General features: G+C 38.8%; 29 protein-coding genes. 21 read left to right on the top strand and 8 right to left on the bottom strand.

Going from position 1 to position 24,517, the window contains the following annotated elements; all coding sequences use genetic code 11:
* Positions 1-7 precede the first annotated feature (7 nt).
* Entirely contained in the window at positions 8-1,816 is a 1,809-nt protein-coding gene (gene pepF, locus MHB58_RS03885; protein ID WP_014824613.1) for an oligoendopeptidase F, read from the top strand.
* A gap of 1,069 nt (positions 1,817-2,885) precedes the next feature.
* Here pepF and MHB58_RS03890 read toward each other — a convergent pair.
* The 4 genes from MHB58_RS03890 to MHB58_RS03905 form a co-directional block, all read right to left on the bottom strand.
* Entirely contained in the window at positions 2,886-3,707 is an 822-nt protein-coding gene (locus MHB58_RS03890) for a DsbA family protein (RefSeq protein WP_008403571.1), read from the bottom strand.
* Positions 3,704-4,102, bottom strand: coding sequence for a globin domain-containing protein (locus tag MHB58_RS03895; RefSeq protein WP_008403570.1), 399 nt, complete (start codon positions 4,100-4,102; stop codon positions 3,704-3,706). The genes MHB58_RS03890 and MHB58_RS03895 overlap by 4 nt, the downstream gene beginning before the upstream one ends.
* A 309-nt stretch (positions 4,103-4,411) precedes the next feature.
* Positions 4,412-5,179 (bottom strand): lytic transglycosylase domain-containing protein, encoded by a 768-nt coding sequence (locus MHB58_RS03900; protein ID WP_340734745.1) that lies wholly within the window; start codon positions 5,177-5,179, stop codon positions 4,412-4,414.
* Between the two features lie 23 nt (positions 5,180-5,202).
* Positions 5,203-5,790, bottom strand: a complete 588-nt coding sequence (locus MHB58_RS03905) for a CYTH domain-containing protein (protein ID WP_008403568.1) — start codon at positions 5,788-5,790, stop codon at positions 5,203-5,205.
* Positions 5,791-5,958: 168 nt separating this feature from the next.
* Here MHB58_RS03905 and MHB58_RS03910 point away from each other — a divergent pair, with 168 nt between their 5' ends.
* The 6 genes from MHB58_RS03910 (at position 5,959) to MHB58_RS03935 (ending at position 10,800) form a co-directional block, all read left to right on the top strand.
* Positions 5,959-6,342, top strand: coding sequence for a UPF0738 family protein (locus tag MHB58_RS03910; protein WP_008403567.1), 384 nt, complete (start codon positions 5,959-5,961; stop codon positions 6,340-6,342).
* 155 nt (positions 6,343-6,497) lie between these two features.
* On the top strand, positions 6,498-7,175 hold the full coding sequence (locus MHB58_RS03915) for a GTP pyrophosphokinase (protein WP_008403566.1): 678 nt from the start codon (positions 6,498-6,500) through the stop codon (positions 7,173-7,175).
* Positions 7,175-7,969, top strand: a complete 795-nt coding sequence (locus MHB58_RS03920; protein ID WP_008403565.1) for an NAD kinase — start codon at positions 7,175-7,177, stop codon at positions 7,967-7,969. The genes MHB58_RS03915 and MHB58_RS03920 overlap by 1 nt, the downstream gene beginning before the upstream one ends.
* An 11-nt stretch (positions 7,970-7,980) precedes the next feature.
* Entirely contained in the window at positions 7,981-8,865 is an 885-nt protein-coding gene (locus MHB58_RS03925) for an RluA family pseudouridine synthase (protein ID WP_014824609.1), read from the top strand.
* Positions 8,866-9,062: 197 nt separating this feature from the next.
* Entirely contained in the window at positions 9,063-10,433 is a 1,371-nt protein-coding gene (gene mgtE / locus MHB58_RS03930) for a magnesium transporter (protein WP_014824608.1), read from the top strand.
* Between the two features lie 40 nt (positions 10,434-10,473).
* Positions 10,474-10,800, top strand: coding sequence for a 4-diphosphocytidyl-2C-methyl-D-erythritol kinase (locus MHB58_RS03935; protein ID WP_340734746.1), 327 nt, complete (start codon positions 10,474-10,476; stop codon positions 10,798-10,800).
* A gap of 97 nt (positions 10,801-10,897) precedes the next feature.
* On the opposite strand, the gene MHB58_RS03940 is transcribed toward MHB58_RS03935, so the two are convergent.
* Complete coding sequence (locus tag MHB58_RS03940) at positions 10,898-11,422, bottom strand: CotY/CotZ family spore coat protein (RefSeq protein WP_008403561.1); 525 nt, start codon at positions 11,420-11,422, stop codon at positions 10,898-10,900.
* Positions 11,423-11,582: 160 nt separating this feature from the next.
* Here MHB58_RS03940 and MHB58_RS03945 point away from each other — a divergent pair, with 160 nt between their 5' ends.
* The 6 genes from MHB58_RS03945 (at position 11,583) to MHB58_RS03970 (ending at position 14,284) form a co-directional block, all read left to right on the top strand.
* Positions 11,583-11,984 carry a YhcN/YlaJ family sporulation lipoprotein gene (locus tag MHB58_RS03945; protein WP_008403560.1) on the top strand — a complete coding sequence of 134 codons (402 nt, stop codon included), beginning with the start codon at positions 11,583-11,585 and terminating at the stop codon, positions 11,982-11,984.
* A 1-nt stretch (position 11,985) separates the two neighbouring features.
* Complete coding sequence (spoVAC, locus tag MHB58_RS03950) at positions 11,986-12,441, top strand: stage V sporulation protein AC (RefSeq protein WP_014824606.1); 456 nt, start codon at positions 11,986-11,988, stop codon at positions 12,439-12,441.
* Positions 12,435-13,430 carry a stage V sporulation protein AD gene (locus tag MHB58_RS03955; protein ID WP_014824605.1) on the top strand — a complete coding sequence of 332 codons (996 nt, stop codon included), beginning with the start codon at positions 12,435-12,437 and terminating at the stop codon, positions 13,428-13,430. The genes spoVAC and MHB58_RS03955 overlap by 7 nt, the downstream gene beginning before the upstream one ends.
* Complete coding sequence (gene spoVAE, locus MHB58_RS03960; protein WP_014824604.1) at positions 13,427-13,801, top strand: stage V sporulation protein AE; 375 nt, start codon at positions 13,427-13,429, stop codon at positions 13,799-13,801. Before MHB58_RS03955 ends, spoVAE begins: the two co-directional genes overlap by 4 nt.
* Positions 13,802-13,864: 63 nt before the next feature.
* Complete coding sequence (locus MHB58_RS03965; protein ID WP_008403556.1) at positions 13,865-14,017, top strand: YjcZ family sporulation protein; 153 nt, start codon at positions 13,865-13,867, stop codon at positions 14,015-14,017.
* Positions 14,018-14,035: 18 nt separating this feature from the next.
* Positions 14,036-14,284: a stage VI sporulation protein F gene (locus MHB58_RS03970; RefSeq protein ID WP_008403555.1), complete on the top strand. Its 249-nt coding sequence runs from the start codon at positions 14,036-14,038 to the stop codon at positions 14,282-14,284.
* A gap of 93 nt (positions 14,285-14,377) precedes the next feature.
* On the opposite strand, the gene MHB58_RS03975 is transcribed toward MHB58_RS03970, so the two are convergent.
* The 3 genes from MHB58_RS03975 to MHB58_RS03985 all read right to left on the bottom strand — a co-directional run bounded on the left by MHB58_RS03975 (position 14,378) and on the right by MHB58_RS03985 (position 16,234).
* Positions 14,378-14,806, bottom strand: a complete 429-nt coding sequence (locus tag MHB58_RS03975) for a GNAT family N-acetyltransferase (RefSeq protein ID WP_008403554.1) — start codon at positions 14,804-14,806, stop codon at positions 14,378-14,380.
* 3 nt (positions 14,807-14,809) lie between these two features.
* Positions 14,810-15,325, bottom strand: coding sequence for a YjcG family protein (locus MHB58_RS03980; RefSeq protein ID WP_008403553.1), 516 nt, complete (start codon positions 15,323-15,325; stop codon positions 14,810-14,812).
* Positions 15,326-15,514: 189 nt separating this feature from the next.
* Positions 15,515-16,234, bottom strand: a complete 720-nt coding sequence (locus MHB58_RS03985; protein ID WP_065216510.1) for an alpha/beta hydrolase — start codon at positions 16,232-16,234, stop codon at positions 15,515-15,517.
* Between the two features lie 119 nt (positions 16,235-16,353).
* Between MHB58_RS03985 and MHB58_RS03990 the strand changes: the two genes are divergently transcribed.
* From MHB58_RS03990 to MHB58_RS04025, 8 genes are all read left to right on the top strand, one after another.
* Positions 16,354-16,935: a phosphatidylglycerophosphatase A family protein gene (locus MHB58_RS03990; RefSeq protein ID WP_008403551.1), complete on the top strand. Its 582-nt coding sequence runs from the start codon at positions 16,354-16,356 to the stop codon at positions 16,933-16,935.
* Between the two features lie 257 nt (positions 16,936-17,192).
* Entirely contained in the window at positions 17,193-18,011 is an 819-nt protein-coding gene (locus MHB58_RS03995; RefSeq protein WP_340734747.1) for a thermonuclease family protein, read from the top strand.
* Positions 18,012-18,121: 110 nt separating this feature from the next.
* The gene (gene aroQ / locus MHB58_RS04000; protein WP_014824601.1) at positions 18,122-18,562 is read left to right on the top strand and encodes a type II 3-dehydroquinate dehydratase; all 441 of its coding nucleotides are present in this window, start codon (positions 18,122-18,124) and stop codon (positions 18,560-18,562) included.
* Positions 18,563-18,957: 395 nt separating this feature from the next.
* On the top strand, positions 18,958-19,734 hold the full coding sequence (locus MHB58_RS04005) for an NEAT domain-containing protein (protein ID WP_014824600.1): 777 nt from the start codon (positions 18,958-18,960) through the stop codon (positions 19,732-19,734).
* Between the two features lie 20 nt (positions 19,735-19,754).
* The gene (locus MHB58_RS04010; RefSeq protein WP_340734748.1) at positions 19,755-21,554 is read left to right on the top strand and encodes an S-layer homology domain-containing protein; all 1,800 of its coding nucleotides are present in this window, start codon (positions 19,755-19,757) and stop codon (positions 21,552-21,554) included.
* A 207-nt stretch (positions 21,555-21,761) separates the two neighbouring features.
* Positions 21,762-22,667, top strand: coding sequence for a heme ABC transporter substrate-binding protein IsdE (gene isdE, locus MHB58_RS04015; RefSeq protein WP_340734749.1), 906 nt, complete (start codon positions 21,762-21,764; stop codon positions 22,665-22,667).
* A gap of 117 nt (positions 22,668-22,784) precedes the next feature.
* Positions 22,785-23,738: a FecCD family ABC transporter permease gene (locus MHB58_RS04020; protein WP_008403539.1), complete on the top strand. Its 954-nt coding sequence runs from the start codon at positions 22,785-22,787 to the stop codon at positions 23,736-23,738.
* 8 nt (positions 23,739-23,746) lie between these two features.
* A complete protein-coding gene (locus MHB58_RS04025; RefSeq protein WP_014824597.1) occupies positions 23,747-24,517 on the top strand; it encodes an ABC transporter ATP-binding protein in 771 nt (256 codons plus the stop codon).

A 24,517-nucleotide genomic window follows, 5' to 3' on the forward strand; every position in this document is an offset into this window, starting at 1 on the left:
CAAATAAATGGCAAAGCAAATTTTAACGCGTGAAGAAGTACCGGAGCAATTAACATGGGATTTAACATCAATCTTTGAATCGGATGAAGCGTGGGAAGCTGAATTGAAGGAAGTTGAGCAATTATCAAAACAAGCTTCAAATTATAAAGGAAAAGTAGCGGATAGTGCGGAAAGCTTATACAACACTTTGCAATTTAGCGATGCATTATACGAGCGTTTACACAAATTGTACGTATATTCACATTTAAAACATGACCAGGATACTACGAACAGTAAATATCAGGATCTGGATGGTCGTGTGCGATCTGTTCTCACAAACGTAGGGGCAGCGTGGTCATTTATTACGCCTGAAATTTTAGCTTTGGATGAAGCAACATTAAACAGCTATGTGGAAAGTTATGAACCACTTTCATTATATGAACAAAGCTTAAAAGAACTTAACTTAGGCCGTCCTCATATCCTATCAGCTGAAAAAGAAGAATTACTTGCTCAATTTTCGGAAGTGACATCGACAGCCGGCAAAACATTCAGCGCATTAAACAATGCTGATTTAGAATTCCCGAAAATTAAAGGGGAAGACGGCGAAGAAGTACAAATTACGCACGGTAACTACATTACAATGCTTGAAAGCGACAATCGCGAAGTACGCGAGGCAGCATTTAAAGCCGTTTACAAAACTTATGGTCAATATAAAAATACATTTGCGACTACATTAGCGGGTAATGTAAAGGCACATAATGTAAATGCAAAAGTTCGTAATTACAATTCTGCTCGTCATGCAGCACTTAGCAATAACTTCATTCCTGAAAAAGTGTATGACCAGCTTGTTTCAACAATCCATGATTACTTACCGGCATTACACCGTTATGTAGAGCTTCGCAAAAAAGTACTTGGTGTAGATGAGCTGCATATGTACGATCTATTTACGCCGCTTGTTAAAGAAGTGAAAATGGAAGTAACATATGACGAAGCAAAGAAAACGATGGTAGAAAGCTTCGCGCCACTTGGTAAAGAATATCAGGAAATCGTCGAAAAAGGTTTGGAAAGCCGTTGGGTAGACGTGCTAGAGAACAAAGGGAAACGCAGCGGTGCCTATTCTTCGGGAACATTCGGTACAAATCCGTATGTCTTAATGAACTGGCAAAATAATGTGAATAACCTTTATACATTGGCACATGAATTCGGCCACTCGATGCACAGTTATTATTCACGTGCCAACCAGCCATATCAATATTCAGATTACTCGATTTTCGTTGCAGAAGTAGCTTCAACATGTAACGAAGAACTATTATTTGATCATCTAATGAAAACATTAGATGATGATAAGCAGAAAATCTATTTATTAAATCAATGGCTGGATGGTTTCCGCGGTACGGTATTCCGTCAAACAATGTTCGCTGAGTTTGAGCATATGATTCATGAATTGGATGCAAAAGGCGAATCGATTACATCGGAAAAATTAACATCGATTTATTACGATCTAAACAAACAATACTTTGGTGATGCAATGACAGTTGACGAGGAAATTGGTCTGGAATGGGCACGTATTCCACACTTCTACTACAACTATTACGTATATCAATACGCAACAGGTCAATCAGCGGCAACAGCATTATCTAAACAAATTTTAGAAGAAGGCGAACCGGCAGTTGAGCGTTATATTAACAATTTCCTAAAAGCAGGCTGCTCGGACTTCCCAATCGAAGTATTAAAAGCTGCGGGTGTAGATATGGAATCTCCGGAACCGATTGCATTGGCATGTCAAGTATTCGAAGAGAAGCTAGAAGAGCTTGAAAAATTATTATTAAATAATTAATAGTTTGTGAAAACGCATCTGTTTCAGGTGCGTTTTTTGCTTGAAAAAATGGAAATTTACTTATTAGATGATGAAATTGATGAAAAAAGATTGCGGTTGATATTAAGGGGAAATGGTATAGAAATGTTGATATATCGGCGTTTGAGGCGGGAATTTGACTACAGATTTATGACATTTTGTTTTAAACCACTTTTCTTTGAATGGAAACGCTTACTATATGACGAATTTGTGAAATTGTGAAAGATACATTGCAAGAAATATTATTCCATGATAGAGTAATACTCGTGAAATAAATCACATAACAAACATACACCCCTTTGTTTGAACGTGAACATTTCTCCCATCCCCTTTGTGAAAAAGAGGCGTCTTATTTCTCGAGAATAAGGCGCCTCTTTTGTTTTGTTCTTCTAATTCGTGCTCTCGGGTTAAAGGGGAAAGGGAGTTCTACTTAATCATGCAAGTAGAACTCATTCCGATAGAAAGTTTCTACATATCAGGGGAAACGTTTTACCTTCACCTTAAAAGATTCTACTTCCTCGATTAAATTGTCTAATAAGGAGAGGGAGTTCTACTTAATCAGACAAGTGTTCCACATTTCAATGAAAAGTTTCTACATACGAGGGGAAATATTCAACTTTTACCTCAAAAGAATCTACTTTCCCAATTGAATTGACGAATAAATAGAGAACGTTCTACTTAATCAGGCAAGTATTCCTCATCATACTCGAAACTTTCCACATTCCAAGGTAAACGTTCTAATTTAATCCTAAAAAATGCCACTTTTCCAATCCGAACGGCGAATAAAACATGCGCTACTGCACTTCATCCAAAAACGCTTCTGAATCCCTCACAACAGCTTTTATAATCTCCCTAACTGATGCTAGTAAGTTCTCCATTCGCAGCCGTATAAACGAGCACAGGGGCAAATTTACCTATATCTATTCTTACCACCCTAAAAGAACTCACTTACCTTATTCCTTCTTCGCACAACTTCCGGAAAACAAAAAAACCAGCCCTGCATGAATGCATAGCTGGTCAAAATATTGTATAAGTGCGTTTTATAAATTATTTAGTAGGTCGTGCGTTCTTTTGCACGCCAAAGTGTAATTTCGTCAGTCATGATGCGTTCTACTTTTTGCTGAAGCATGCGTTTCTTTAATTCACGTTCTGCCAGTTGTTCATTGATTGAGTAGATTTCGGCTACTTCAGCTGTTGTTAAGGTGCTGAATCGATCGAATAACTCATCTAATGCAGGAACCGGTTGGCGAATTAATTCTTCCCCAAGCAATTCTGCTAAAATATGCTCGTAAACTTCATAATTATAAGAACCGCTTACTTTCAGGCCTTCATCTTCAATGCATTCATTGAAAAATACGATGCTTGGAATTTCTTCAACTTCCATTTCACGTGTTAAGTATAAATCACATTGGAAGGCGCGAGCTGCTTCTTTTGAACCAAAGTCGGATACGAACTCATCCATATCCAAGTTAACTTGTTGGGCGATTTCAATTAACGTCGCATGGGAATTGATATTGCGTGTATTAAGTGTCGCTACTTCTTGAACTTTGTTTAAATAGCGGAAACCTGCTCGCTTTCCTTGAAGTTCAGCCGCTTTAATTGCAATTGAAGGTAATGCTGGATGTGTAATATCCAATTCCGCTCCGGAAACACAGCCTTTCATCCGGCTCGTCATGCTGTTGAGAGCAGAGAGTTCCGTACTAAGGACATATCGACATGTAAAGTAATGACCATATTCTACTTGCAGTTTACGCATTGTCGTTTGAAGAGATAATGCTTTTTCGCAAAGGGGGTCAATAAAAATATAAAGCTCAATCGGTTTATTACATGTGGATGGTGCAACAGGTTGCTGTAAAAGTTGGATATTATTCACTCAAATCCCTCCTCATCATTTGGGGCGTTGACCATATGGTGAGCAGTCATCACGAGACGCTTATAGTAAACTTCACGGAATTTCCCGTCCAAGCCCACTTCGTCCATCGCCTCTGCCATACATTCAAGCCATGCCTGGGCACGATCGGGTGTAATTTTAAAATGCATATGTCTAGCACGCATCATTGGATGACCATGTTCTTCAGAGAAAAGGTTAGGCCCCCCAAGATACTGCGTTTGGAATTGTATTTGTTTACGAATTGTTTCCGTCAAATCTTCAGGAAAAATAGGAATTAATAAAGGATGCTTCGCCACTCGAGAGTAGAACGCGTTAATTAATTCAGAAAGCTTTTCAGCACCGAGTTCCTCATAAGGAATCGTATATTTTCGATTCATTAGTTATACTCCTTTGTGTCTTTCTTTGCCAGTATATGAAATATGAATGTCATGTAAGTAATGTAAATTTCATTTAGGCGATACAATCATTCTAGCAACGTAGGGCCATTTTAACAAATAAAGTGCCCTGCCAAAAAATTTGAAGGGCATTTCACTTCTATTAAAAGTATGTTGGAATTGTTGATTTAATAGGTGTCCACATCAATTTTCCAGCAAATCCAAATTAGAGCATTTCAGGAGCATTTACAATTACAACTTAAAATTCCTTTTGGTTTTCGTCTTCCGATTTTCACTGGTTCCTGTAAAAAATTAAACACTCATATAGTTCATTATTTTTTTAACATAATTTTGAGTTTCTTGGAAAGGCGGAATGCCACCATATTTTTTAACATTTCCAGGACCGGCATTGTACGCAGCAAGGGCTGTTTCCACATTATTATCGAACTGGTCGAGCATTTGGCGTAAATATTTTGCACCACCCATAATATTTTGGGCAGGATCAAAGCGGTCAGAAACTCCTAAATACCGTGCTGTTGCAGGCATGAGCTGCATTAAACCGGATGCACCGGCAGCACTTGTTGCAGAGGCATTGAAATTCGACTCTTGTTTAATAACGGAAGTAATCAGTTTTTCGGGTAAATTGTATTTCTTTGCGGCAGCAGCAATTTCTGCTTCATAAGTCTCAGCACCGGCAAAGAAATTTGCTACGTCGGTCTTTCTTGTGAAATCCGTCATATACTGTTCAATTGTGGGTGCTTCACTACTTGCCGAAAGGGTATTGAATGTCCCCGGTAAATTTGTTAAGTTTGTTGAATTGTTCAATAAAAAGGATGCGATATAGTTTTGAGCAGCCGATTTTTGCTGCTGTGAATTAGAAGTTTGGTCGGAATCCGTTAACTGTTGGAAAGTGCTCACATCACCTAGGCCATTTAGCGAACTAGATAATGATTGTCCGTTTAAAATGTCGCTCATTAAATCGGAAAATAAAGTCGACGTAGATGATGACAATACACTTGAGCTTGACTGATTGGATGTATTTAAATTTTGAATTGCCTGAAGTTCAAGCAATGTTCTCATCGATGAAATATCCATCACAGCACCTAGCCTTTCTGATTGTTTAAAGCCATCATAAAGCGCACAATTTTCTTTTGCGCAGGCTGTGGCTCAATTGCATGATGTGCTAAAAATTCAGAGAAAATTTCTTTTCCTACTGCTTCATCATGTGTCTCATATTCTACCTCATAATCGTCGCAGTGCAAATAGAAAGAATGGTCAAACACGAGCAAACCGCCTTTGTATGGGATTTCTACCCGGTCGGTCGTCAATGATCCGTAACAGTGCAGCTCCCCTACCGGAATATTAAATAGCGCCAGTCTTTCGTTTACAGAATACGGGGGCACTCCTTCACCGGCCAGCATACGATCTGCTTCCTCACTTGTTAAGTAATCTGTCGTTTCTAAATGCTGGTGCTTGGAAGCTTTTTCTTTTAACGTAAATTCAATCGAATCTTCCACGACACGAATTCGAAGAGCACTGTGAATTTGTTTTAAATCGTTTTCTTTAGTATCAAAATAATGGTTAACCTGGCGAATAATTTGTTCGTTTTTTATGGAGAATGCTTCAAGAAGCTGTTCATACTGTCGTTTTGTTAGCATATTCTTAAATTCTATTTCAATTTGCTGTGTCATTGTCATCGTCCTTTTTGTTAATAGTTTTCAATTAAATTCAACGGCTTAAAGAAGTCAAACGTTTCTGCACCAATCGAGTGTCCTATGGTAAAATGTGAAGGGTAGATGAATCATCAATTTTATTATCGGACATTTTCCGGTTATGAAAAGAAAAAGGAGATTAATTCATTGCGAAACGTATATATAATTGAACATGTTGAAGTAGTACATAATGAAATCTATTTTATTTTAAATGAAAAGAAACAACTTAGCCAATTGCAATCGACAGGGCAAGTGATCGTCGATTCGGATAATGAGGCGTTTCTATATATCATAGAAGAAAATGAGGCATACAGTTATTTAAGCTTTTCAAAAAGTGTATGGCCGCAACTATTACAGCTGTTATTGGCAGAGCAGAAAGCATACTTGAAAGTGGAAGACGGTTTGCTGCCGCTACAACAATTTGCTGATGAATTACAAGGATTACTTTATAATATTGAAGGCAACAGCAACTATGGAGATCAATTTGTTGAAAATATCGAAAAGGCATTTGCCGAATTCTTAAATAAATAGCATTTAACTTAATTATTACAAGAAAAAGAATCATTTCACGCGATTTAGGTGTGAAATGTGTATTTCTCGTTCACAAGAAGTATAATTGTTTGAAACAACGTGTTGATGAAATAGTGTGACAGAAATGAACTATTTCTAGTTGGGGGGTTTTTAAATTGGGGCAGTGGGAAGTATTTTTGAGTCCATATCGACAAGCTGTGGATGAACTTAAAATTAAATTAAAAGGGATGCGTTCGCAATTTGGTATTATGAGTGCCAATTCGCCGATTGAATTTGTTACAGGTCGTGTAAAACCACTTGCTAGTATATATGACAAATCGCTTGATAAAGAGATACCATTCGAACCGACTGCGCGTTTAGGAAATGAATTGCAAGATATCGCCGGTGTACGGATTATGTGTCAGTTCGTTGATGATATTGCAACAGTAACCGAGCTAATCCGTCAGCGTAATGATATGAAAGTGATCGAGGAAAAAGATTACATTACACATAGTAAACCGAGCGGATATCGCTCACACCATATGATTATTGAATATCCGGTAGAAACGATTCAAGGTCGCATCGTTGTCGTGGCAGAAATTCAAATTCGTACATTGGCGATGAACTTCTGGGCATCAATTGAGCATTCCATGAACTACAAGTATAAAGGGATTTTCCCGGAAGAAATAAAAAATCGATTGCAAAGCGCAGCCGAAGCAGCATTTCGTTTAGATGAGGAAATGTCCTCAATTAGAAGTGAAATTCAAGAGGCGCAGGCATATTTCAGTGAAATAAAAGAAGCAACGAATACAGCTATCCATAAGTCAACTGACAAAGAGGAGCGTGACAACTAATGAAGTTTTCAATACAATCACGCAGAGATGACCAATCAAATGAATTGATGGAGCTCGCAAAATCTTATTTAATTGATTTCGGTTTACAATTTGATGAACAAGAGCCGGAAATTGTTCTTTCGATTGGTGGCGATGGGACATTATTGCATGCGTTCCACCGCTATTTGCACCGTTTGGATAAAACAGCTTTTGTCGGCATCCACACAGGACACTTAGGCTTTTATGCCGATTGGAAACCTTCAGAGCTAGAAAAGTTAGTATTATCGATTGCCAAAAAGGAATACAATGTCGTGGAATACCCGTTATTGGAAGTTCAGGTTCATCGCCTGCATTCCGACTCCAGTACGTTTCTTGCGCTGAATGAAGCAACGATTAAATCACCGGACGTAACGCTTGTGATGGATGTGGAACTGAACGGTGAACATTTTGAGCGTTTCCGTGGAGACGGTTTATGTATTTCAACACCGTCAGGCAGTACAGCATACAATAAAGCATTAGGCGGCGCGATTATTCATCCGACATTGCAGGCCTTGCAAATAACAGAAATGGCATCGATCAATAACCGCGTTTTCCGGACGGTCGGATCTTCTTTAGTATTGCCGGCACACCATAACTGTGTATTAAAACCCGTACATGAGCAGCAATTTAATATGACGGTCGATCATATTAGCATGACGGAAACCGATGTAAAATCGATTACTTTTAATGTGGCAAATGAAAAAGTGCGGTTTGCACGTTTCAGACCATTCCCGTTTTGGGAACGTGTGCACGATTCATTTATCTCGAATGAATAGAATGAGGGTATATGGATAAACGATTTCAATTACAATTTACGAATAAGGTTGATCAAGAGCTTTTGCGTGATGCAATTGCTCAATGGGGCATTTCAAAGCGTGCATTGACTGCTATCAAATTTGATGGTGGGGCAATTTTGGTTAACGGCGAAGAAAGAAATGTACGGCATCGGCTGGCAGAAGGCGATGATGTGACGATTATTTTCCCGGTAGAAGAAGCAAGTGAAGGGCTGATTCCCGTACAAGGAGAATTAGCGGTTGTGTATGAAGATGAGGCAGTGCTTCTTGTCGACAAACCGGCCTTTATGAGCTCAATTCCTTCCCGGGAACACCCTAATAATACGCTTGCAAACCTTGTATATGGCTATTTTGAACAGCAGCAGCATGCTTCAACTGTTCATATTGTGACAAGGCTTGACCGTGATACGTCCGGGTTGATGCTTATAGCGAAGCACCGTCATATCCATCATTTAATGAGTGAACAGCAAAAAAAGGGACAAATTCACCGCGAATATGAAGCAGTTGCAGAAGGCATCATTGTACAAGATCAGCAATCCATCATCGCTCCGATTGGACGGAAAGATACGAGCATTATTGAACGTGAAGTCCGGCCAGACGGGCAATTCGCACATACGGATGTGACTGTGCTGACTCGTAAAAATAACATGACACATATTCGTCTGAAGCTTCATACTGGAAGAACCCATCAAATACGTGTTCATATGGCTTATATTGGCCACCCATTAGTGGGGGATGAATTATATGGGGGTACTCATACATTCATTGATCGTCAGGCACTCCATTGCCGCTACATTGAATTTGAACATCCGTTAACGAAAGAAAGAGTGCACTTTGAAAGCAAGTTGCCAGAAGAGATTTCTACATTGATTTACTAATGTAAGATGCCAAGATTTCATTGGCATCTTTTATTTTTGGGGAAAATGGGAATATACTGTTGAGAAGGAATTTGTGTAGTCATTGGTCAATTTTTGTATATACAAAAAAATAATGATAAAACGTAATTAGCCTTGACGAGAGATATGAATTAATCATAAAATAACTCGTTATGAAATGTTGAAAGGAGGGGGCAAGCATGATAGAGGAAAAAAATGATGAAGTCCAGTACGATGAAGCGTTTTTGCGAATGCTGCTTGATGAAGAAAATATCGAGTCGTTCCGTGAACATTTCCTAGTACTCCATCCATATGATCAAGCACAGTTTTATGAAGAGGTGGGCCCGGACATACGACAGATTATTTATCGTTACTTGTCTCCTCAAGAAATGGCAATTATTTTTGAAACAACTGAAATTGAAGATGACGAATATAAAACTTACTTAGATGAGATGGATCCATCATACGGTGCAGCGATGTTCGGCTTCATGTATACCGACAATGCGGTAGATATTCTGAATGAATTGGATACCGAACAACGGGAAAATTACTTGGAAATGATGGATGAAGAAACGGTCGATGAAATTAATGAGCTTTTAGGCTATGAAGAATATACTGCCGGCGCCATTATGACGACGGAATATGTATCGGTAGTAGAAAGTGCAACGGTTCGTGAGGCAATGCGTGTACTGCGTCAGGAAGCCCAAACAGCCGAAACGATTTACTATATTTTTGTCGTGGATCAGGCACATCGACTACTCGGTGTCATGTCTTTAAGGGAACTGATTGTTGCTGAAGGTGATTTATATATTCGCGACATTATGAGCGAACGTGTCGTATCGGTAAAAGTAACGGATGACCAGGAAAATGTCGCAAACTTAATAAAGGACTATGACTTATTGGCAATTCCAGTTGTTAACGAGAACCGTGAACTTCAAGGGATTATTACAGTCGATGATATTATCGACGTTATTGAAGAAGAAGCAGAGGACGACTATTCCAAGCTGGCAGGTATTGCAGATATGGATGATAATGATGCGGGTCCATTACGTGCAGCGGGCAAGCGTTTGCCATGGCTCATTATTTTACTGTTCTTAGGAATGCTGACATCAGGACTTATGGGGATTTTTGAAGCAACGCTCGATAAAGTCGCCTTGCTAGCAACATTTATACCGCTTATTTCCGGTACATCCGGTAATAGTGGAACCCAGGCATTGGCTGTAGCGGTGCGAGGGATTGCAACAGGGGATATTGGCGGGAAAAGTAAATTCAGGCTGATCGTTCGGGAATTAAGTACAGGACTTATTATGGGAATTGTAAGTGGTGCTATTGTTGTCGGAATCATTTTCTTCTGGAAAGGTACATTAATGATCGGACTGCTCGTCGGCGCAGCGATTTGCTGTTCGATTATTGTCGCAACACTTGCTGGATCGTTCATTCCGATTTTAATGCATAAGCTGGGTGTTGACCCTGCCGTCGCATCAGGACCTTTTATCACAACATTGAATGATGTTACAAGTATTATTATTTATCTTGGCCTTGCAACGACGTTTATTAGCCGGATTCTGTAAGGAACGATTTGAAAAGACTTTGCATATTGTATGAAAAAGGATGTGGAATGTGGAAATTCACCCATTACTTTTTATTGCAAGTCCTGTTTATATACAAGAAAAGCGGGTCGAAATAGAAGAAGAAAGTACATCAATTTATGTACGTCCTGCAACTGAAAAAATAGAAAATGCGCTTATTGCCCGACAGCTCCATTATTTTTCGAAGCCGACGAAAGAGCCAAGGGTGTTGGTGTTTATTTTGAAATCTGGCGAAAAAATACACGGATCAATCGATAAAATCAGTGGTAGTCAAGTATTGTTGAATTGCTATGATACGAAACGCTGGGTTAAAGCTAATGAGATTGTGTTAATTCATCATACTTTATAAAAAAGAGGAGCCACGTTAATGGCTCCTCTTTTTTAGTACGTTTCATAGAAAATACACCATCTCGCGCTATATGCGCGAGATGTGTTTTTCCTGTGAATTAGTCACAAATGCCAAGGTCTACGTCATCGATACATTGAACAGCACAGAAGCAATCTAAATCAACTGTGATACAGCTATCTGAAGCTTCAAATTGTGTTACTTTACATACTTGACGGAAATCAATAGCAGTTCCGTAGTCGTTTAGTAAATCAACTGTATGCCCATTGTCATCTTGCGGTACAAGAACGCGTAGTGTTGCACAGCAGCCATCAAATACATCTTCAACACGGAAATAAATTGATACACAATGACAAGAGCCATTTGGTGTATTGAATGTAGCGAAGAATGGTGATCCATCCTTGTTTAATAATGTAAATACACGTGTGTCAACATTTGATCGCGCCGGGCTAACGATTCCACCAAGCGGCTCTAAGAAACAGTTTGTTGTACAACGGTTACATTCATCCTGTACTGCTGCATTTTGAATTTCTAAAATTGCACGAACAACCTCACAGACACAACCACGTGAGTGATGATGTTCACCTGCTCCACCTACATCATTATTACCTCTTCCACAACCCATAATTTTTCACCTCCGGTATTCTTAACTCTTACTAATAATATGAATCGGTTATCAAAGGAATCGGGCGAATGAACAGGTTTCCCCAAACTTCTATGCAAGATGAATAATTCAAAATACGGACGGTTATACTTGGAGAAAAATGGACAAAAGGGGGACTAATATGCGGAAGGCATTCATGGCATTGAGTTTGCTTTTTATTCTTGCAGGCTGCAATGACCGAGAGAAAGTTGCAACGTATTCAATGACAGATAATGTACAAAATCAGCAGGAAGTAGAAAAGCTTTTAAAAGAAGATGATGCAATAGAACAGGCTAATCTTTTAGTATTTGAAGATGAATTATTTGTCGCTATGCAATTAAAACCATTTAAAAAATGGAATCGCGAAAAAATTGAAAAAGATTGGAAAAAAAAGTTGGAAGATAAATTTTCCGATAGTAAAGTCAACGTTTCATCAGATTTTAAAATGTTCTGGGAATCGACCAAATTAATGGAGGAAAATAACCAGAAAAAAATGCTGAAAGAATTGCATGAGCTTAAAAAGCTTGCTAAGGAGGAAACGTAACTTGAAAGAGCAACAATACAATACGTTAAAAGAACAAATTTCACCGAAAACACCTCTTGCCATTAATTGTCTAAAAGCATTTGTTGTTGGCGGTATTATTTGTTGTGTAGGACAGGCTATTTCCTTTTTTTATATGATGTTTTTTGATTTTACGGAAAAAACTGTAGGCAATCCAACAGTGGCAACAATGGTATTTCTCGCCATGCTCCTGACAGGGTTCGGACTATATCGAAAACTTGGCCAATTTGCCGGAGCTGGTAGTGCCGTTCCCGTAACGGGGTTCGGTAATGCTGTTGTTTCTTCAGCTATTGAAGGGAAATCGGAAGGATTTGTATTAGGTGTCGGCAGTAATATGTTCAAACTTGCAGGTGCAGTTATTTTGTTTGGGGTCGTTTCGGCCTTTTTTGTGACATTGGTTAAATTAATTCTGGTATCGGTAGGTGTCGTTTCGTGGTAATAGTTTTTAAGTCAAAGCCATCCATTCTTTCTTCTGGTGTTGTAGTAGGACCTTTGGAAAAGCGGAGTGTCTTTCAAACGTATTTTGATAAAATATCGACCGACGAACGGTGGCAAAAAGATTCGAATGAAAAAGGAAATGCCATGCTTATTTCTGAAGCATGTCAAATCATTTTGAAAAAGTCGAACTTAAACAATTTGGATGTTGATTATTTATTGGGCGGGGACTTAGTTAATCAAATGACGCCTACAAACTTTGCCGCACGGGAACTGGCGATTTCGTTTATCGGTCTATTTTCTGCCTGTGCAACATCGGTTTCTTCTATAGTTATTGCTTCATTATTGACAGAACTGGGTGCAAGTGAGTTTTCCATTGCCGGTGCATCTAGTCAGCACAACTCGGTCGAGCGCCAGTTTCGCTATCCGGTAGATTATGGAGGTCAAAAGCCTGCAACTGCTCAGTGGACCGTAACAGCAGCAGGATTTGTATTGGTTGGCAAACATCAGCCGAAGCTTCCGTATGTAGAAGCCGCAACAATCGGAAAAGTAATTGATTACGGAGCAACAGATCCATTTCATATGGGTGGAGCAATGGCACCAGCAGCATTTGATACGATTCAGGCACATTTAAAAAAACGTTCACAAACGGTTCAGGATTACGATGTCATTATGACTGGTGATTTAGGGAAAATTGGATTAAAAATTTTAATTGCGATGTTTGCCCAAAGTGGTGTAAAAAAAGAAGATTTATCAAGATTCCGTGATGCCGGGGCTGAATTTTACGGAGAAGATACAGCATTTTTGGCAGGAGCGAGTGGGGCGGGTTGTTCTGCAGCAGTCTATAGCGGCTATATGATGGAACAATTTAAAACTGGTCGTTACAAACGCGTATTATTGGTGGCGACAGGAGCACTTTTATCGCCGCTTTCTTTTCAACAAGGTGAGTCAATTCCGTGCACAGCACATGCAATTGAAATCGGGATGGGGTGATTACAATCGGCTTTACATTTTTAGTGGCATTTGTCGTAGGTGGATTAATTTGTGTAATTGGTCAGTTATTATTGGATGTAGGAAAGCTGACACCTGGTCATACATTGTCCATTTTAGTAGTAGTAGGGGCAATTTTAGATGGACTTAATTTATATGAACCCTTAATAAGTTTCGCTGGGGCCGGTGCGACAATTCCGATTACTTCGTTTGGGAACTCATTGACACATGGTGCAATGGCTGAAGTTGAAAAACATGGCTGGATTGGTCTGTTGACAGGTATGTTCGAGGTGACGAGCTCCGGAATTAGCGCAGCAATATTGTTTGGCTTTATCGCGGCAGTAATATTTAAGCCTAAAGGAAAAGTAGATTAGACGAATACCCTCCTTTTTTTTGAGTGTTTGCATACACTACAAAATAGAAAGGGGGGTATAAGTATGTCTGGATATGGTTGGCAGCAACAAGGTTGGCAACAAGGTGGTTGCGATTATGGTTCCTCAGGCTATGGCGGGGGTAATAACAGTAGTACATTCGTATTGATCGTTGTACTATTTATTTTACTTATCATCGTTGGTAGCGTATTTATTTAAGGGAGGTAAGCAAACAGTATGGATCGTTCGTTTTTTAAAAAAGTGGAGCGCAAAACCGGCGTTGATTTCGATGAAATTATGACTCTTGCCAATGCATTGACGTATGCAGATTTCTCGGATGAAAAACAAGTTCGGAAAATCGTGAAAAAGGTGAGCCGCCTTGCAAATAAACCGATTACGAGTGAACTTGAAGACAAAATTGTCCAATCAATCATTCAAGACGGTAAATCTTTGGATTTTTCAAAAATCGAGAAAATGATGAAGTAAATCGGAACGTTAAAAGTGGCGTAATAATACGAAAAACATCCATTTTCTCCGGCGGAAAATGGATGTTTTTCTCCTTTTATTAGTTTTAAAGAATTAGATTTTCTTTTCCATAGCGCGATGTGGAATCCCTGCATCCATAAATTCCGGAGAAGTGACAGTGTAGTCCAGCTTTTCATAGAAAGGAATTGCATAGCTTTGGGCATTCAACTTAAGCTTTTCAAACGCAGCTTTTTTTGCATATTGTTCAACAGCTTCCATAATTAATGCGCCAAGTCGTTTACCGCGATAATTGTTCAATACGCAAACGCGCTCAACTTTTCCGACTTTCGGTTCGACTTCCCGAAGACGTGCTGTAGCAATTGAATTTTCACCTTCATTTACTAAAAAATGAGTGGCTGTTTCATCATATTCATCTAATTCCAAACTCAGTGGAACCCCTTGCTCTTTGACGAATACTTCTTTACGTAGTTCAAATGCACGTTCGCGGTCTTCGTCGGTTGTAACTAGTTTTACTTCAAACACGTATTACTCAGCTCCAGTCAATTTGTATGTTTCATAGGTTGTCCATGAGCCGTCTTCCAATTGGTAAAGCAAGTGGAAACGATCGATCGAATCTTTTTCATCTACTCCAACCATACGCAACTGGCCGTGAATATCATCATGCTCGGAAGCGCTCATTTTTTGTGCAATTGTAATATGTGGCACAAACACATGCTTTGGCGCACCAAAATTAATTTTTTCCTGAATTGACTTTTGAATATTTTCCAACTGTGGTGTTGGCTCAACACGGAAGTAAATGGCATTCGTCGTCGGATAAAATGAACTGATTCGTGAGGCGTGAATTTGTAAAGGTGCAAACCTTGATGCCACTTCCTGCAAATGCTTGGAGATTTCTCCGATTTCAGCTTCATCCGCATCAAACGCATCTTTGAGCGTAATATGAGGTGTGATTAAAGCATAGTGCGGGTCGTAGCGTTTGCGATAAGTGTTCGCTAAATCTTGTAATTTTTTAGATGGAAAAGCAACAATACCATATTTCAAATTCATTACCCCCTAAAAATTTTATAATATCATTTAGCACCGTGCTAAATGAAGGTAAGACGTCCTGTAAATGGCATAGATTTTATACAACTATTTATACTAACAAAAATCTAGATACAGCCACACCAAGGCGTAATTGTTATAAGTATAACAGAAAAATTTGTGAATAAACATTTCCAACATACCGTATTATCCGAAAATTTCAATTAGTGCACGTTTTAAATCAGGTTTCCAATAAGTCCATGTATGATTTCCATTGAATTCTTCATAGAATGTATCAATACCATGTTGAACGAACAGTTGATGCAGCTCACGGTTCGGTGTTAAGAGATCTTTGACCGTGCCGTCCTTTAATGAAACCTGATCTTCCTGTAGACCGATAATATGGTACAACGAAAGAATATCGACGTTTTTCGCATCCTTAACTCCCTGCAATACAAGCTCATCTACATAAGGTGATTGTAAAATGGCTTTCCCGAAAATATTTGGATAATGGATTGCAGTCATTAATGAAATGGTTGCAGCCATAGAATCACCTATTAATGCACGTCCGCCGCCAACTTGTGTAGTTGAAAATTCGTCATCCAAATAAGGCACGAGCTCATGTGCCAAAAACCGCATATACGCTTCAAATTGATCCCCTGCTGGTGTATACTTTCGCTTACGATCTTCGTAATTTTTGTATGGCACACCAACAATGATTGTATTTTCGATTAGATAGCCATCAATCAGTTCATCAGCAAGGCGCGGAATGCCTCCTAGCTGAAAGTAATCTTTACCATCGGACGCAATTAGAATGTTATATTCATATAATGGGGAATAATTTGCTGGAATATAAATTAATAACTCCAGCTCCTCGTTTAATGCATTGCTAAAAAAAGCAACGTCTTTTACTGTGCCTCTCTCCAATGTTGTCACCCCTGTATTTTGATGTATGTAAAATTGTATCATATAGGAAAATAAAGGTGTAATATATAGAAAGAAGACGAGAAATAAATACTTAAAATAAATAGAAGTGAGGATTTCTTATGCATAATAAAAATATTCGCGTACACTCTGACGAAGTGACAAAAGCTACTTATAACGCGTTGGAACGTCGTCATGTAACAATTGAAGATATTGCTGAAATCGTGTTTACGATGCAGTCACCATATAATGAAGGTTTAACGATCGAACACTGCATTCAATCGGTTGTTCGTGTATTAAATAAACGTGAAGTACAACATGCTGTGCTAGTCGGAATTGAGCTTGATGAACTGGCAGAGAAAAGAATGCTGTCGGCACCGCTACAAGCAATTATCGAGGCTGATGAAGGGCTGTTTGGCGTTGATGAAACATTGGCATTGGGGTCAGTATTTACGTATGGAAGTATTGCCGTAACAACTTTCGGTCATTTGGATAAGCAAAAAATTGGAATCATTGAAAAGCTTGATACAAAAGCGGGCGAATCGGTAAATACATTTCTAGACGATCTAGTTGGAAGTATCGCGGCTTGTGCAGCATCTCGCCTGGCACACCGAATGCGTGATCTGGAAGAAGAAGGCGGAACATTTGCAGATATCCCACCGATCGTGCTGGGGCCGAACCCAAAGGCAAATAAAGAAATCTAAAAGAAGTAATTTAATAAAAAATTACAATCTTCGGTTTTTTAGGCTGAAGATTTTTTTATGTGTTCAATAATGATAAAATGGATTATACGTAATAGAAGAGAGGTACAGAATATGAGTGACAAAGATATTAAAACATTGATTACGAGTGGGACGATTATTTTAGCCGTTGTACTATATTTAATATTTAGTTAAGACTACAGTATGAATTGAACCACCGTAGTTTATTTTATAGCAGGTTAAGAAAGCAGGATAGAGATTTGAAAAAGATAATTATGGCTTTGTTTTTTTCTGCACTACTAATAAGTGGATGTACAGAGGAAACGAATACAGCTACTACTAGTGAAACCAATACAATTCAAGGAATTGCAGCTTCTTCGAAAGAGACTGCAACGAAATATGATATAAGCGATTTCGAAGAGTACGAACTGCAGGACATCATTGACGGTGATACAATACGGATTAAATATAACGGCAGTTCAGAAAAAGTACGTCTGCTTCTTATAGACGCGCCGGAAACAAATCATGAAACATTAGGTGAACAACCGTTTGGACCTGAAGCAAAAGAGTATCTAAAGCAGTTATTAGCTGGACAAGATTCTGTTTATGTCGAATTTGATGTAACGTACCGTGATAAATACAAACGTTTGCTAGCCTATATTTATACGAAAGAGGGCATTAGCGTTCAAGAACAATTATTGAAAAGCGGACTTGTACGGGTAGCTTATATTTATGATCCAAATACGAAACATGTCGACTGGTTTAAATCCATTCAAAAAACGGCCCAACATAATGCGATCGGCATTTGGTCTGTTGAGGATTATGTAACGAATCGAGGCTACAATAAAGAGGTGTACTATGCTGCAGTAAACGATGAAAATAAATCTACTGTAGAAGAAGATAGATTGAGCATGTCAGAAAATGACGCAAGTTGTAAAATTAAAGGAAATATAAATTCCAAAGGTAATAAGATTTACCATATGCCAGGACAGCGTGATTTTGAGAATACTGTAGCTGAAGAAATGTTCTGTTCAGAAAAAGATGCCAAGGATGCCGGGTTTGTACCGGCAAAGCAGTAAAATGCTGCAAGGTTAAGGTTAAATTAAATAGTCGCAGAATATGTGAAAAGCGCTTCCCTGAAAAGGGGAGCGCTATTCTATATAACAATTTATTTTAAGGAGTATGGATGATGACAAAAATTTTAATGTTACATGGTGTTAACCACAACATGTTCGGGAAACGTGATCCTGAACATTATGGCACAATTACTTTAGATCAAATTAATAACAACATTCAAGAACTGGCAAAAGAATTAAATGTAGAAGTAGAAACTTTTCAAACGAATCATGAAGGTGAATTTGTAGAAAAAATTCACGAAGCATTCCTTTCGGGAGTTGACGGCATTGTTATGAATGCAGGTGCATGGACTCACTATAGCTATGCAATTAGAGATGCTTTAGCTATTTTTACAGGCCCAATCGTTGAAATGCACATGTCAAATATTCATGCACGTGAGAGCTTCCGTGAAAAATCAGTATTCGCGGATATTGTGACAGGGCAAATTTCCGGTTTTGGTGAAGAGAGCTACTTATTAGGAATTCGAGCAGCAGTGCAGGCAGTGAGAAAATAAGTGTTTATATATCTAAATTCAGAATGTGGGTTGTACATAACTAAATAGGTAAATTAATAAGCGATTTCTTTAATTAGAAGTCGCTTATTGTTGGATAGGGGAAAGGGTTATCTGCCAGGCGCTCTTCCACAAATCAATAAGTAATATACAGGTCGAAAAATACAAGTGTCCGTTGTTTATACTCCTTTTTTGTAAAGAGATGAGTTTCAGTAAAAAAGAGTCAAGTTGTAATTGCGACAAATTCATGAATTTTTAAAGGATTGGCCGAAATTTAATGGGAAAGGGGAATGTTGCCATTTGAGAATCAACCATTTTTATGGCATGCTATATAGTGGAATTGAGAAATATTCTCTATTAGAAACTTTGATATTATATAGAAAAGGAGGAGAAATAGTGTGAGAAAAGGTTTCTTCATATTTTTTGCTGCTCTTTTTTTGGTAGCGTTTACTTTACCGAATAATTCATCTGCAGCAATTGCTGATGGTACATATGATGTTAGTTATCAAGTAAATAAACCCGGGAGCAATTCGGCATCAATGGCAAATGACTATTTTTTAAAGCCAGCCAAGTTAATCGTAAACAACGGAAAAATGACAATGCAGATTACGATTAAAAACAGCAGTTGGGTGACACAGTTTAATCCTCCAGGCGGAGCGAAAGTAATCAGCTCAAATGAATCCTCAGACCACCGTACAGTGCAATTTTCTGTTTCCAATGCAAATTTAGTGACAGTAGCGATGAAAATCGACATTGATGATATCGATTACCATCATAGCTATAGTGTAGACTTTGTATTTAATAGCGGAGGGTTACCTGAAGCAAAAGTCGAGGAACCTAAAGAAACGGTAAAGCAGGAACCTGCAAAAACAACTCCAGCACCTAAAGAAACACCAACAAAGTCGTCAGGAAGTCATACTTCTTCAAATACACCAGCACCATCAACTGAAAAGCAGAATACAGATTCATCCGAACAGCAAGCGACAACAGAAACGACAGAGACAGATGATTCTACAAAACCAGATGAAGAAATTGCATCTGAAACGGAGCAAGCTGAAGATTCTGAGGTAGTTGAAAATCCGGAGACGAGCGATGAATTACCATTAATGGCAGTTATTTTATTTATCATAGCAGCCGTTGTATTCATTCGCGCAAAGAAAACAAAAACTATATAAACAGACAGGGGAAATAAAGAATGGCTAACAAATCAAAAGCAACTAAAGCAGTATTAGCATCATTGCTTGCTACATCAGCAATCGTACCAGCAATGGCAGTATCTGCTGACACGACTACAGAAACAAAGGCAACAGTTGCAGCAACTTCGACAGCATCAAAAACAATTGACTTTAATGTTGATGCAGATGATGCACTAAAAGGTTTTATTCCAACTACAGGCAAGTTAGTTGAACGTAATGGTCAGCAATTTATCAATATTGAATTATCAGATGCGGTATTAGCAATGGTAAATAGCGTAACAGTAGCAGGACAACCTGCAATGGCTGAATATAACGGGAAAAAGCACATCAATATTCCAGTAACGGCAGATTATGCTCCTGTAGAAGCTACTCTTAATATGACAATTCCTTTCGTTGGCAAAGATCCAGTTGATTATAAAGTTACATTAACACCTGATGCAAAATCAATTAAAGAAGTAACGGAAACAATAAAGCCGGTTGAAGAAGTGAAAGAAGAGAAAGTTTATACACCAGGCAAAACTTTCGATTCAGTAGCGGATGGTACTTACGATATTGTTTGGGATGCATATAATTCAGAAAAAGTAGGTAACTACAAAGCAATTACAAACCACTTCACACCTGAAGCGAAATTAATCGTAAAAGACGGCAAATATTCTGTAGAAGTATCTGTAGCGGCAACTTCAAAAGAAATGGTAGCTGGATTTAAAATTGCAGGTAAAGAAGCAACTGAAAAAGATGGCGTTTATACAGTAGAAATTCCTTCAATTAGTGAATTACATGAAGCAGGTGTACATGTTGTTGTTCCTGCAGCGAAGATGGATAAATGGTATGACTTCGGTTTCGCTATCGAAACAGCTGACCTGGAGTTACCAAAAGCTGAAGTAAAACCTGCACCTGTTGAATCTGTAAAAATGGATGTTAAAGCATTAAAGAACGGAACTCAGGAATTGTCTATTATGCACAATAAATATTTAGACGATGAGGTAACAGTGACAACAACTGAAGGTGGCTATGATGTAGAATTAACATTCCCTGAAGGTCAACATTTATTAGGCTTCGATGTTGAGGGCGCAACAGTAGCATTAAAGTCAGAAGAAAAAGTTGGCAATAATACAGTAAAAATCTACACGTTATCAGTTAAAGATTTAGAAAAAATCTATACAGCAACAGCAGATTTAAAAGTAGTTCTTAATGGGAATGTATTATATGAAACTGCACATGACTTCCAAATGAAGTTTAGCGATAAGAACTCAACAACTGTTCCATTTAAAGATATCGCAAACAACGGTAACAAAGATGCGATCATTAACCTTTATAACAAAGGGATTTTCAAAGGTGCAGACAAGTTCAACCCTGGAAACAACTTGAAACGCTCTCAATTCGCATTAATGCTAAACCGTGCATTAAAATTGGATGTACCAGCAAAAGCGAATTTCTCTGATATTGCAAAATATGATGCTGAAACAAAAACAGCAATCAATGCATTAAACGGTTACGGTATTATTAACGGTAAAACAGCTACTACATTTGCACCTGGACAAGATATAACTCGTAAACAAGCGGCGTTAATGATTTACCGTCTATTAGAGAAAAACGGCTATAAAGCATCAGGAGAAGCAGCAAAATTCTCTGATATGCCAAAAGAAGTTGAAGCATCAAAAGCAATTTCTGAATTAAATAAATTAGGTATTATCTCAGGTTTTGAAGGGAAATTCAATCCTGAAAACAAATTAACACGCTCTCAAATGGCAAAAATCTTAAACAATACGTTAACAGTTGTTGATGGTCTAAAGAAATAATTCAATGAAACGTAAATGGCTTATTACAAATAGCCGTTAGCTAATATGAGTTTAGGTAGGGTTGTGTTGAAAGCTGCGGCTTTTAATACAGCCCCAATCCTATTTTTAAGTAAGGAAAGTGGAGATGCTACGCTTAAATTGAACTAAACTTCCATCCTGGATGTGATGAAATTTTACTTCAGTTTAAACAGCTGGGAGGAAAAGGAAATGAAGAAGTGGTTAATCGGTCTCACGCTGAGTATCGCCGTACTTGCGGGATGCGGAAATAGTGAACAGAAAGCAGAGTCATCCAATACCGGCGATGACAATACTTCATCAGAACAGGCTTCGGCAGTTGAAGAGGAGCATCGCATTATTGCGGGAACGGTTGTCATTGCACAAATATTAGATAGACTTAATCTTGATGCTGTCGCAATTCCGGATACGGTAAAGGATTTGCCTGCTCGTTTTGATGATCTGCCGAATATCGGGAATGCAATGGATCCGGATGCGGAAATAATCAAATCGCTCAATCCAACTGAAGTATTGTCTGTTTCAACATTGGAATACGATTTAAAGGTTAAATTTGAACAATTGAAAATTCCGGTCGATTTTGTTGATTTAACAAGTATTGAATCAATGATGGGTGAAATTACAGCACTTGGCGAACGTTACAGCCGTGTGGACGAGGCAAAGGCTTTAAATGATGAGCTACAGGCTGAAATTGATGCGGTAGAGGTTGCAGCAAATAATGAAGAGAAGCCGAGGGTACTCATTTTACTAGGTGTACCAGGCAGTTATTTAGTGGCGACCGAAAATTCCTATGCGGGAGATTTAGTACGTCTTGCAGGCGGGGAGAATGTCATGGCTGGTCAAAATGCTGAATATTTGCCATCCAATACAGAGCATTTATATTCATCGAACCCTGATATCATTTTACGTTTATCGCACGGTATGCCGGATGAGGTAATTAAAATGTTTGACGAGGAATTTGTAAAAAATGATGTATGGAAACATTTTAATGCCGTGAAAAATGGACAAGTATATGATTTAGAGGAAGAACTATTTGGTACGACAGCAGCATTGAATGTACCGGAAGCACTCAATCAGTTAGTAGAAATATTTTATCCCTAATTAACGGGTAGTAAATTATTTGCTCCACTGATTGAAGTTTCACTATCTCAATAATAATGTTGGAAAAGCAAAGTCTTGAGGGAGGTTTTGCTTTTCATCATATAAAGGATGTTTTCTGTGACAAAAAAAATTATAAGCTTTATCGCTGTCACTGTATTGCTTGTTATGACAATTATTTATGCAGCGACAACAGGCAGTATACAGATGTCATTTATCGACTTTATAACGAATTTCTTCAATGCCGATAATGCGGATATGGCTGCGATTAAGGATTTGCGTTTTCCGAGAATCATCGTTGCGATCTTTGCCGGAGCTGCTTTATCGGTTGCCGGTGTACTATTGCAGGCAATTATGCGAAATCCATTGGCAGATGCCGGTTTTATCGGAATATCCGCGGGAGCTGCATTTACAAAATTATTTATCGTAAGCTTTGTACCGACATTATTTTTCTTCACCCCAATTGCAGCATTTATCGGGGGTGCACTTGCATGTTTCTTCGTTTTCCTGCTTTCCTGGAAGTCAGGGCTGAATCCATTAAAGTTAATTTTAGTCGGGATTGCAATCAATGCGATGTTCTCGGGACTAACGGAAGCGATGATCAGTTTTGGCGCATCGGCAACAGGCGCAATTACATCGAACCTGTCCTTAAAAACATGGGATGATGTATCGTTAATTGTTACATATGGCTCAATCGGTTTACTTCTTGCTTTTATTTTATACGCTTCCTGCAATGTGCTCGTGTTATCCGATAAAACTGCCAAAAGCGTCGGTTTTAATGTTACAGGTGCACGCATCCTTATTGCAGCGGTGGCCGTGCTGCTAGCTGCAGCATCCGTCGTGGTGGCAGGGGTCATTTCATTTGTCGGAATTTTAGTGCCGCATATTGCGCGTCGACTTGTTGGTTATGATCATAAAGTGTTGATTCCATTTACGGCACTGCTCGGTGCATTTATTATTTTGTTGGCAGATACCCTTGGACGTACAATGTTCAGCCCGATGGAAGTACCGGCATCAACGATTATGGCCATTATCGGAGGACCTTTCCTCATATTCCTACTTAGAAAAGAGTGACAACCAATATGGAAATTAAACAAGTAGTCGTTTCCCATGATGGGGCGACCCGCCACTTAAATGCAGTATCGACCGCCATTCCAAAAGGGAAAGTGACGACAATCATAGGGCCTAATGGCTGCGGGAAATCCACATTGCTAAGTGTTATGTCACGGAACAAAAAACCGCTTGAAGGTCAGGCAACGCTCGAAAATCGGGATTTAGTGGAATATAAGTCGAAAGAGTTTGCAAAGAAATTGGCGATTGTCTATCAGCAAAACGATATTCCTTCAGATTTGACGGTGGAGAAGCTTGTTATGTACGGTCGGATGCCGCATACTTCATTATTCAAGAAGCGAGCTGAAGAGGATGAGGAGGCCGTTACATGGGCGCTTACATGTACGAATCTGCTTGAAAAACGGCATAATGATTTGTCGGCACTTTCCGGCGGAGAACGGCAGCGTGTATGGATTGCAATGGCACTTGCACAAAAATCGGAAATATTGTGCCTGGACGAGCCGACAACGTATTTGGATATATACTATCAGCTGGAACTGCTGGAGCTCGTTAAGCAACTGAATGAACAGTATGGCTTGACGATAGTCATGGTACTCCACGACATTAATCAGGCAATCCGCTATAGTGACCACATTATTTTGATGAAAGCCGGTAAAATCATTGCTGAAGGTGCACCGCGCGATGTTATTACAAAAGAAGTAATTAAGGAAGTATACGGGGTCAATTCCGTGTTTCATGAAGATGAGCAGCTCGGGTTATATATGATGCCGTTAAGTATTTAA

The organism is Solibacillus sp. FSL K6-1554, from assembly GCF_038005185.1.
Taxonomy (GTDB): Bacteria; Bacillota; Bacilli; order Bacillales_A; family Planococcaceae; genus Solibacillus; species Solibacillus silvestris.

Coding starts and splice junctions, on each gene's coding strand:
- pepF (WP_014824613.1), top strand. CDS start 8: ATGGCAAAGCAAATTTTAACGCGTGAAGAAGTACCGGAGCAATTAACA.
- MHB58_RS03895 (WP_008403570.1), bottom strand. CDS start 4,102: ATGAATCGAAAATATACGATTCCTTATGAGGAACTCGGTGCTGAAAAG.
- MHB58_RS03900 (WP_340734745.1), bottom strand. CDS start 5,179: ATGAGAACATTGCTTGAACTTCAGGCAATTCAAAATTTAAATACATCC.
- MHB58_RS03905 (WP_008403568.1), bottom strand. CDS start 5,790: ATGACACAGCAAATTGAAATAGAATTTAAGAATATGCTAACAAAACGA.
- MHB58_RS03920 (WP_008403565.1), top strand. CDS start 7,175: ATGAAGTTTTCAATACAATCACGCAGAGATGACCAATCAAATGAATTG.
- MHB58_RS03925 (WP_014824609.1), top strand. CDS start 7,981: ATGGATAAACGATTTCAATTACAATTTACGAATAAGGTTGATCAAGAG.
- mgtE (WP_014824608.1), top strand. CDS start 9,063: ATGATAGAGGAAAAAAATGATGAAGTCCAGTACGATGAAGCGTTTTTG.
- MHB58_RS03935 (WP_340734746.1), top strand. CDS start 10,474: ATGTGGAATGTGGAAATTCACCCATTACTTTTTATTGCAAGTCCTGTT.
- MHB58_RS03940 (WP_008403561.1), bottom strand. CDS start 11,422: ATGGGTTGTGGAAGAGGTAATAATGATGTAGGTGGAGCAGGTGAACAT.
- MHB58_RS03945 (WP_008403560.1), top strand. CDS start 11,583: ATGCGGAAGGCATTCATGGCATTGAGTTTGCTTTTTATTCTTGCAGGC.
- MHB58_RS03965 (WP_008403556.1), top strand. CDS start 13,865: ATGTCTGGATATGGTTGGCAGCAACAAGGTTGGCAACAAGGTGGTTGC.
- MHB58_RS03970 (WP_008403555.1), top strand. CDS start 14,036: ATGGATCGTTCGTTTTTTAAAAAAGTGGAGCGCAAAACCGGCGTTGAT.
- MHB58_RS03990 (WP_008403551.1), top strand. CDS start 16,354: ATGCATAATAAAAATATTCGCGTACACTCTGACGAAGTGACAAAAGCT.
- aroQ (WP_014824601.1), top strand. CDS start 18,122: ATGACAAAAATTTTAATGTTACATGGTGTTAACCACAACATGTTCGGG.
- MHB58_RS04010 (WP_340734748.1), top strand. CDS start 19,755: ATGGCTAACAAATCAAAAGCAACTAAAGCAGTATTAGCATCATTGCTT.
- isdE (WP_340734749.1), top strand. CDS start 21,762: ATGAAGAAGTGGTTAATCGGTCTCACGCTGAGTATCGCCGTACTTGCG.
- MHB58_RS04025 (WP_014824597.1), top strand. CDS start 23,747: ATGGAAATTAAACAAGTAGTCGTTTCCCATGATGGGGCGACCCGCCAC.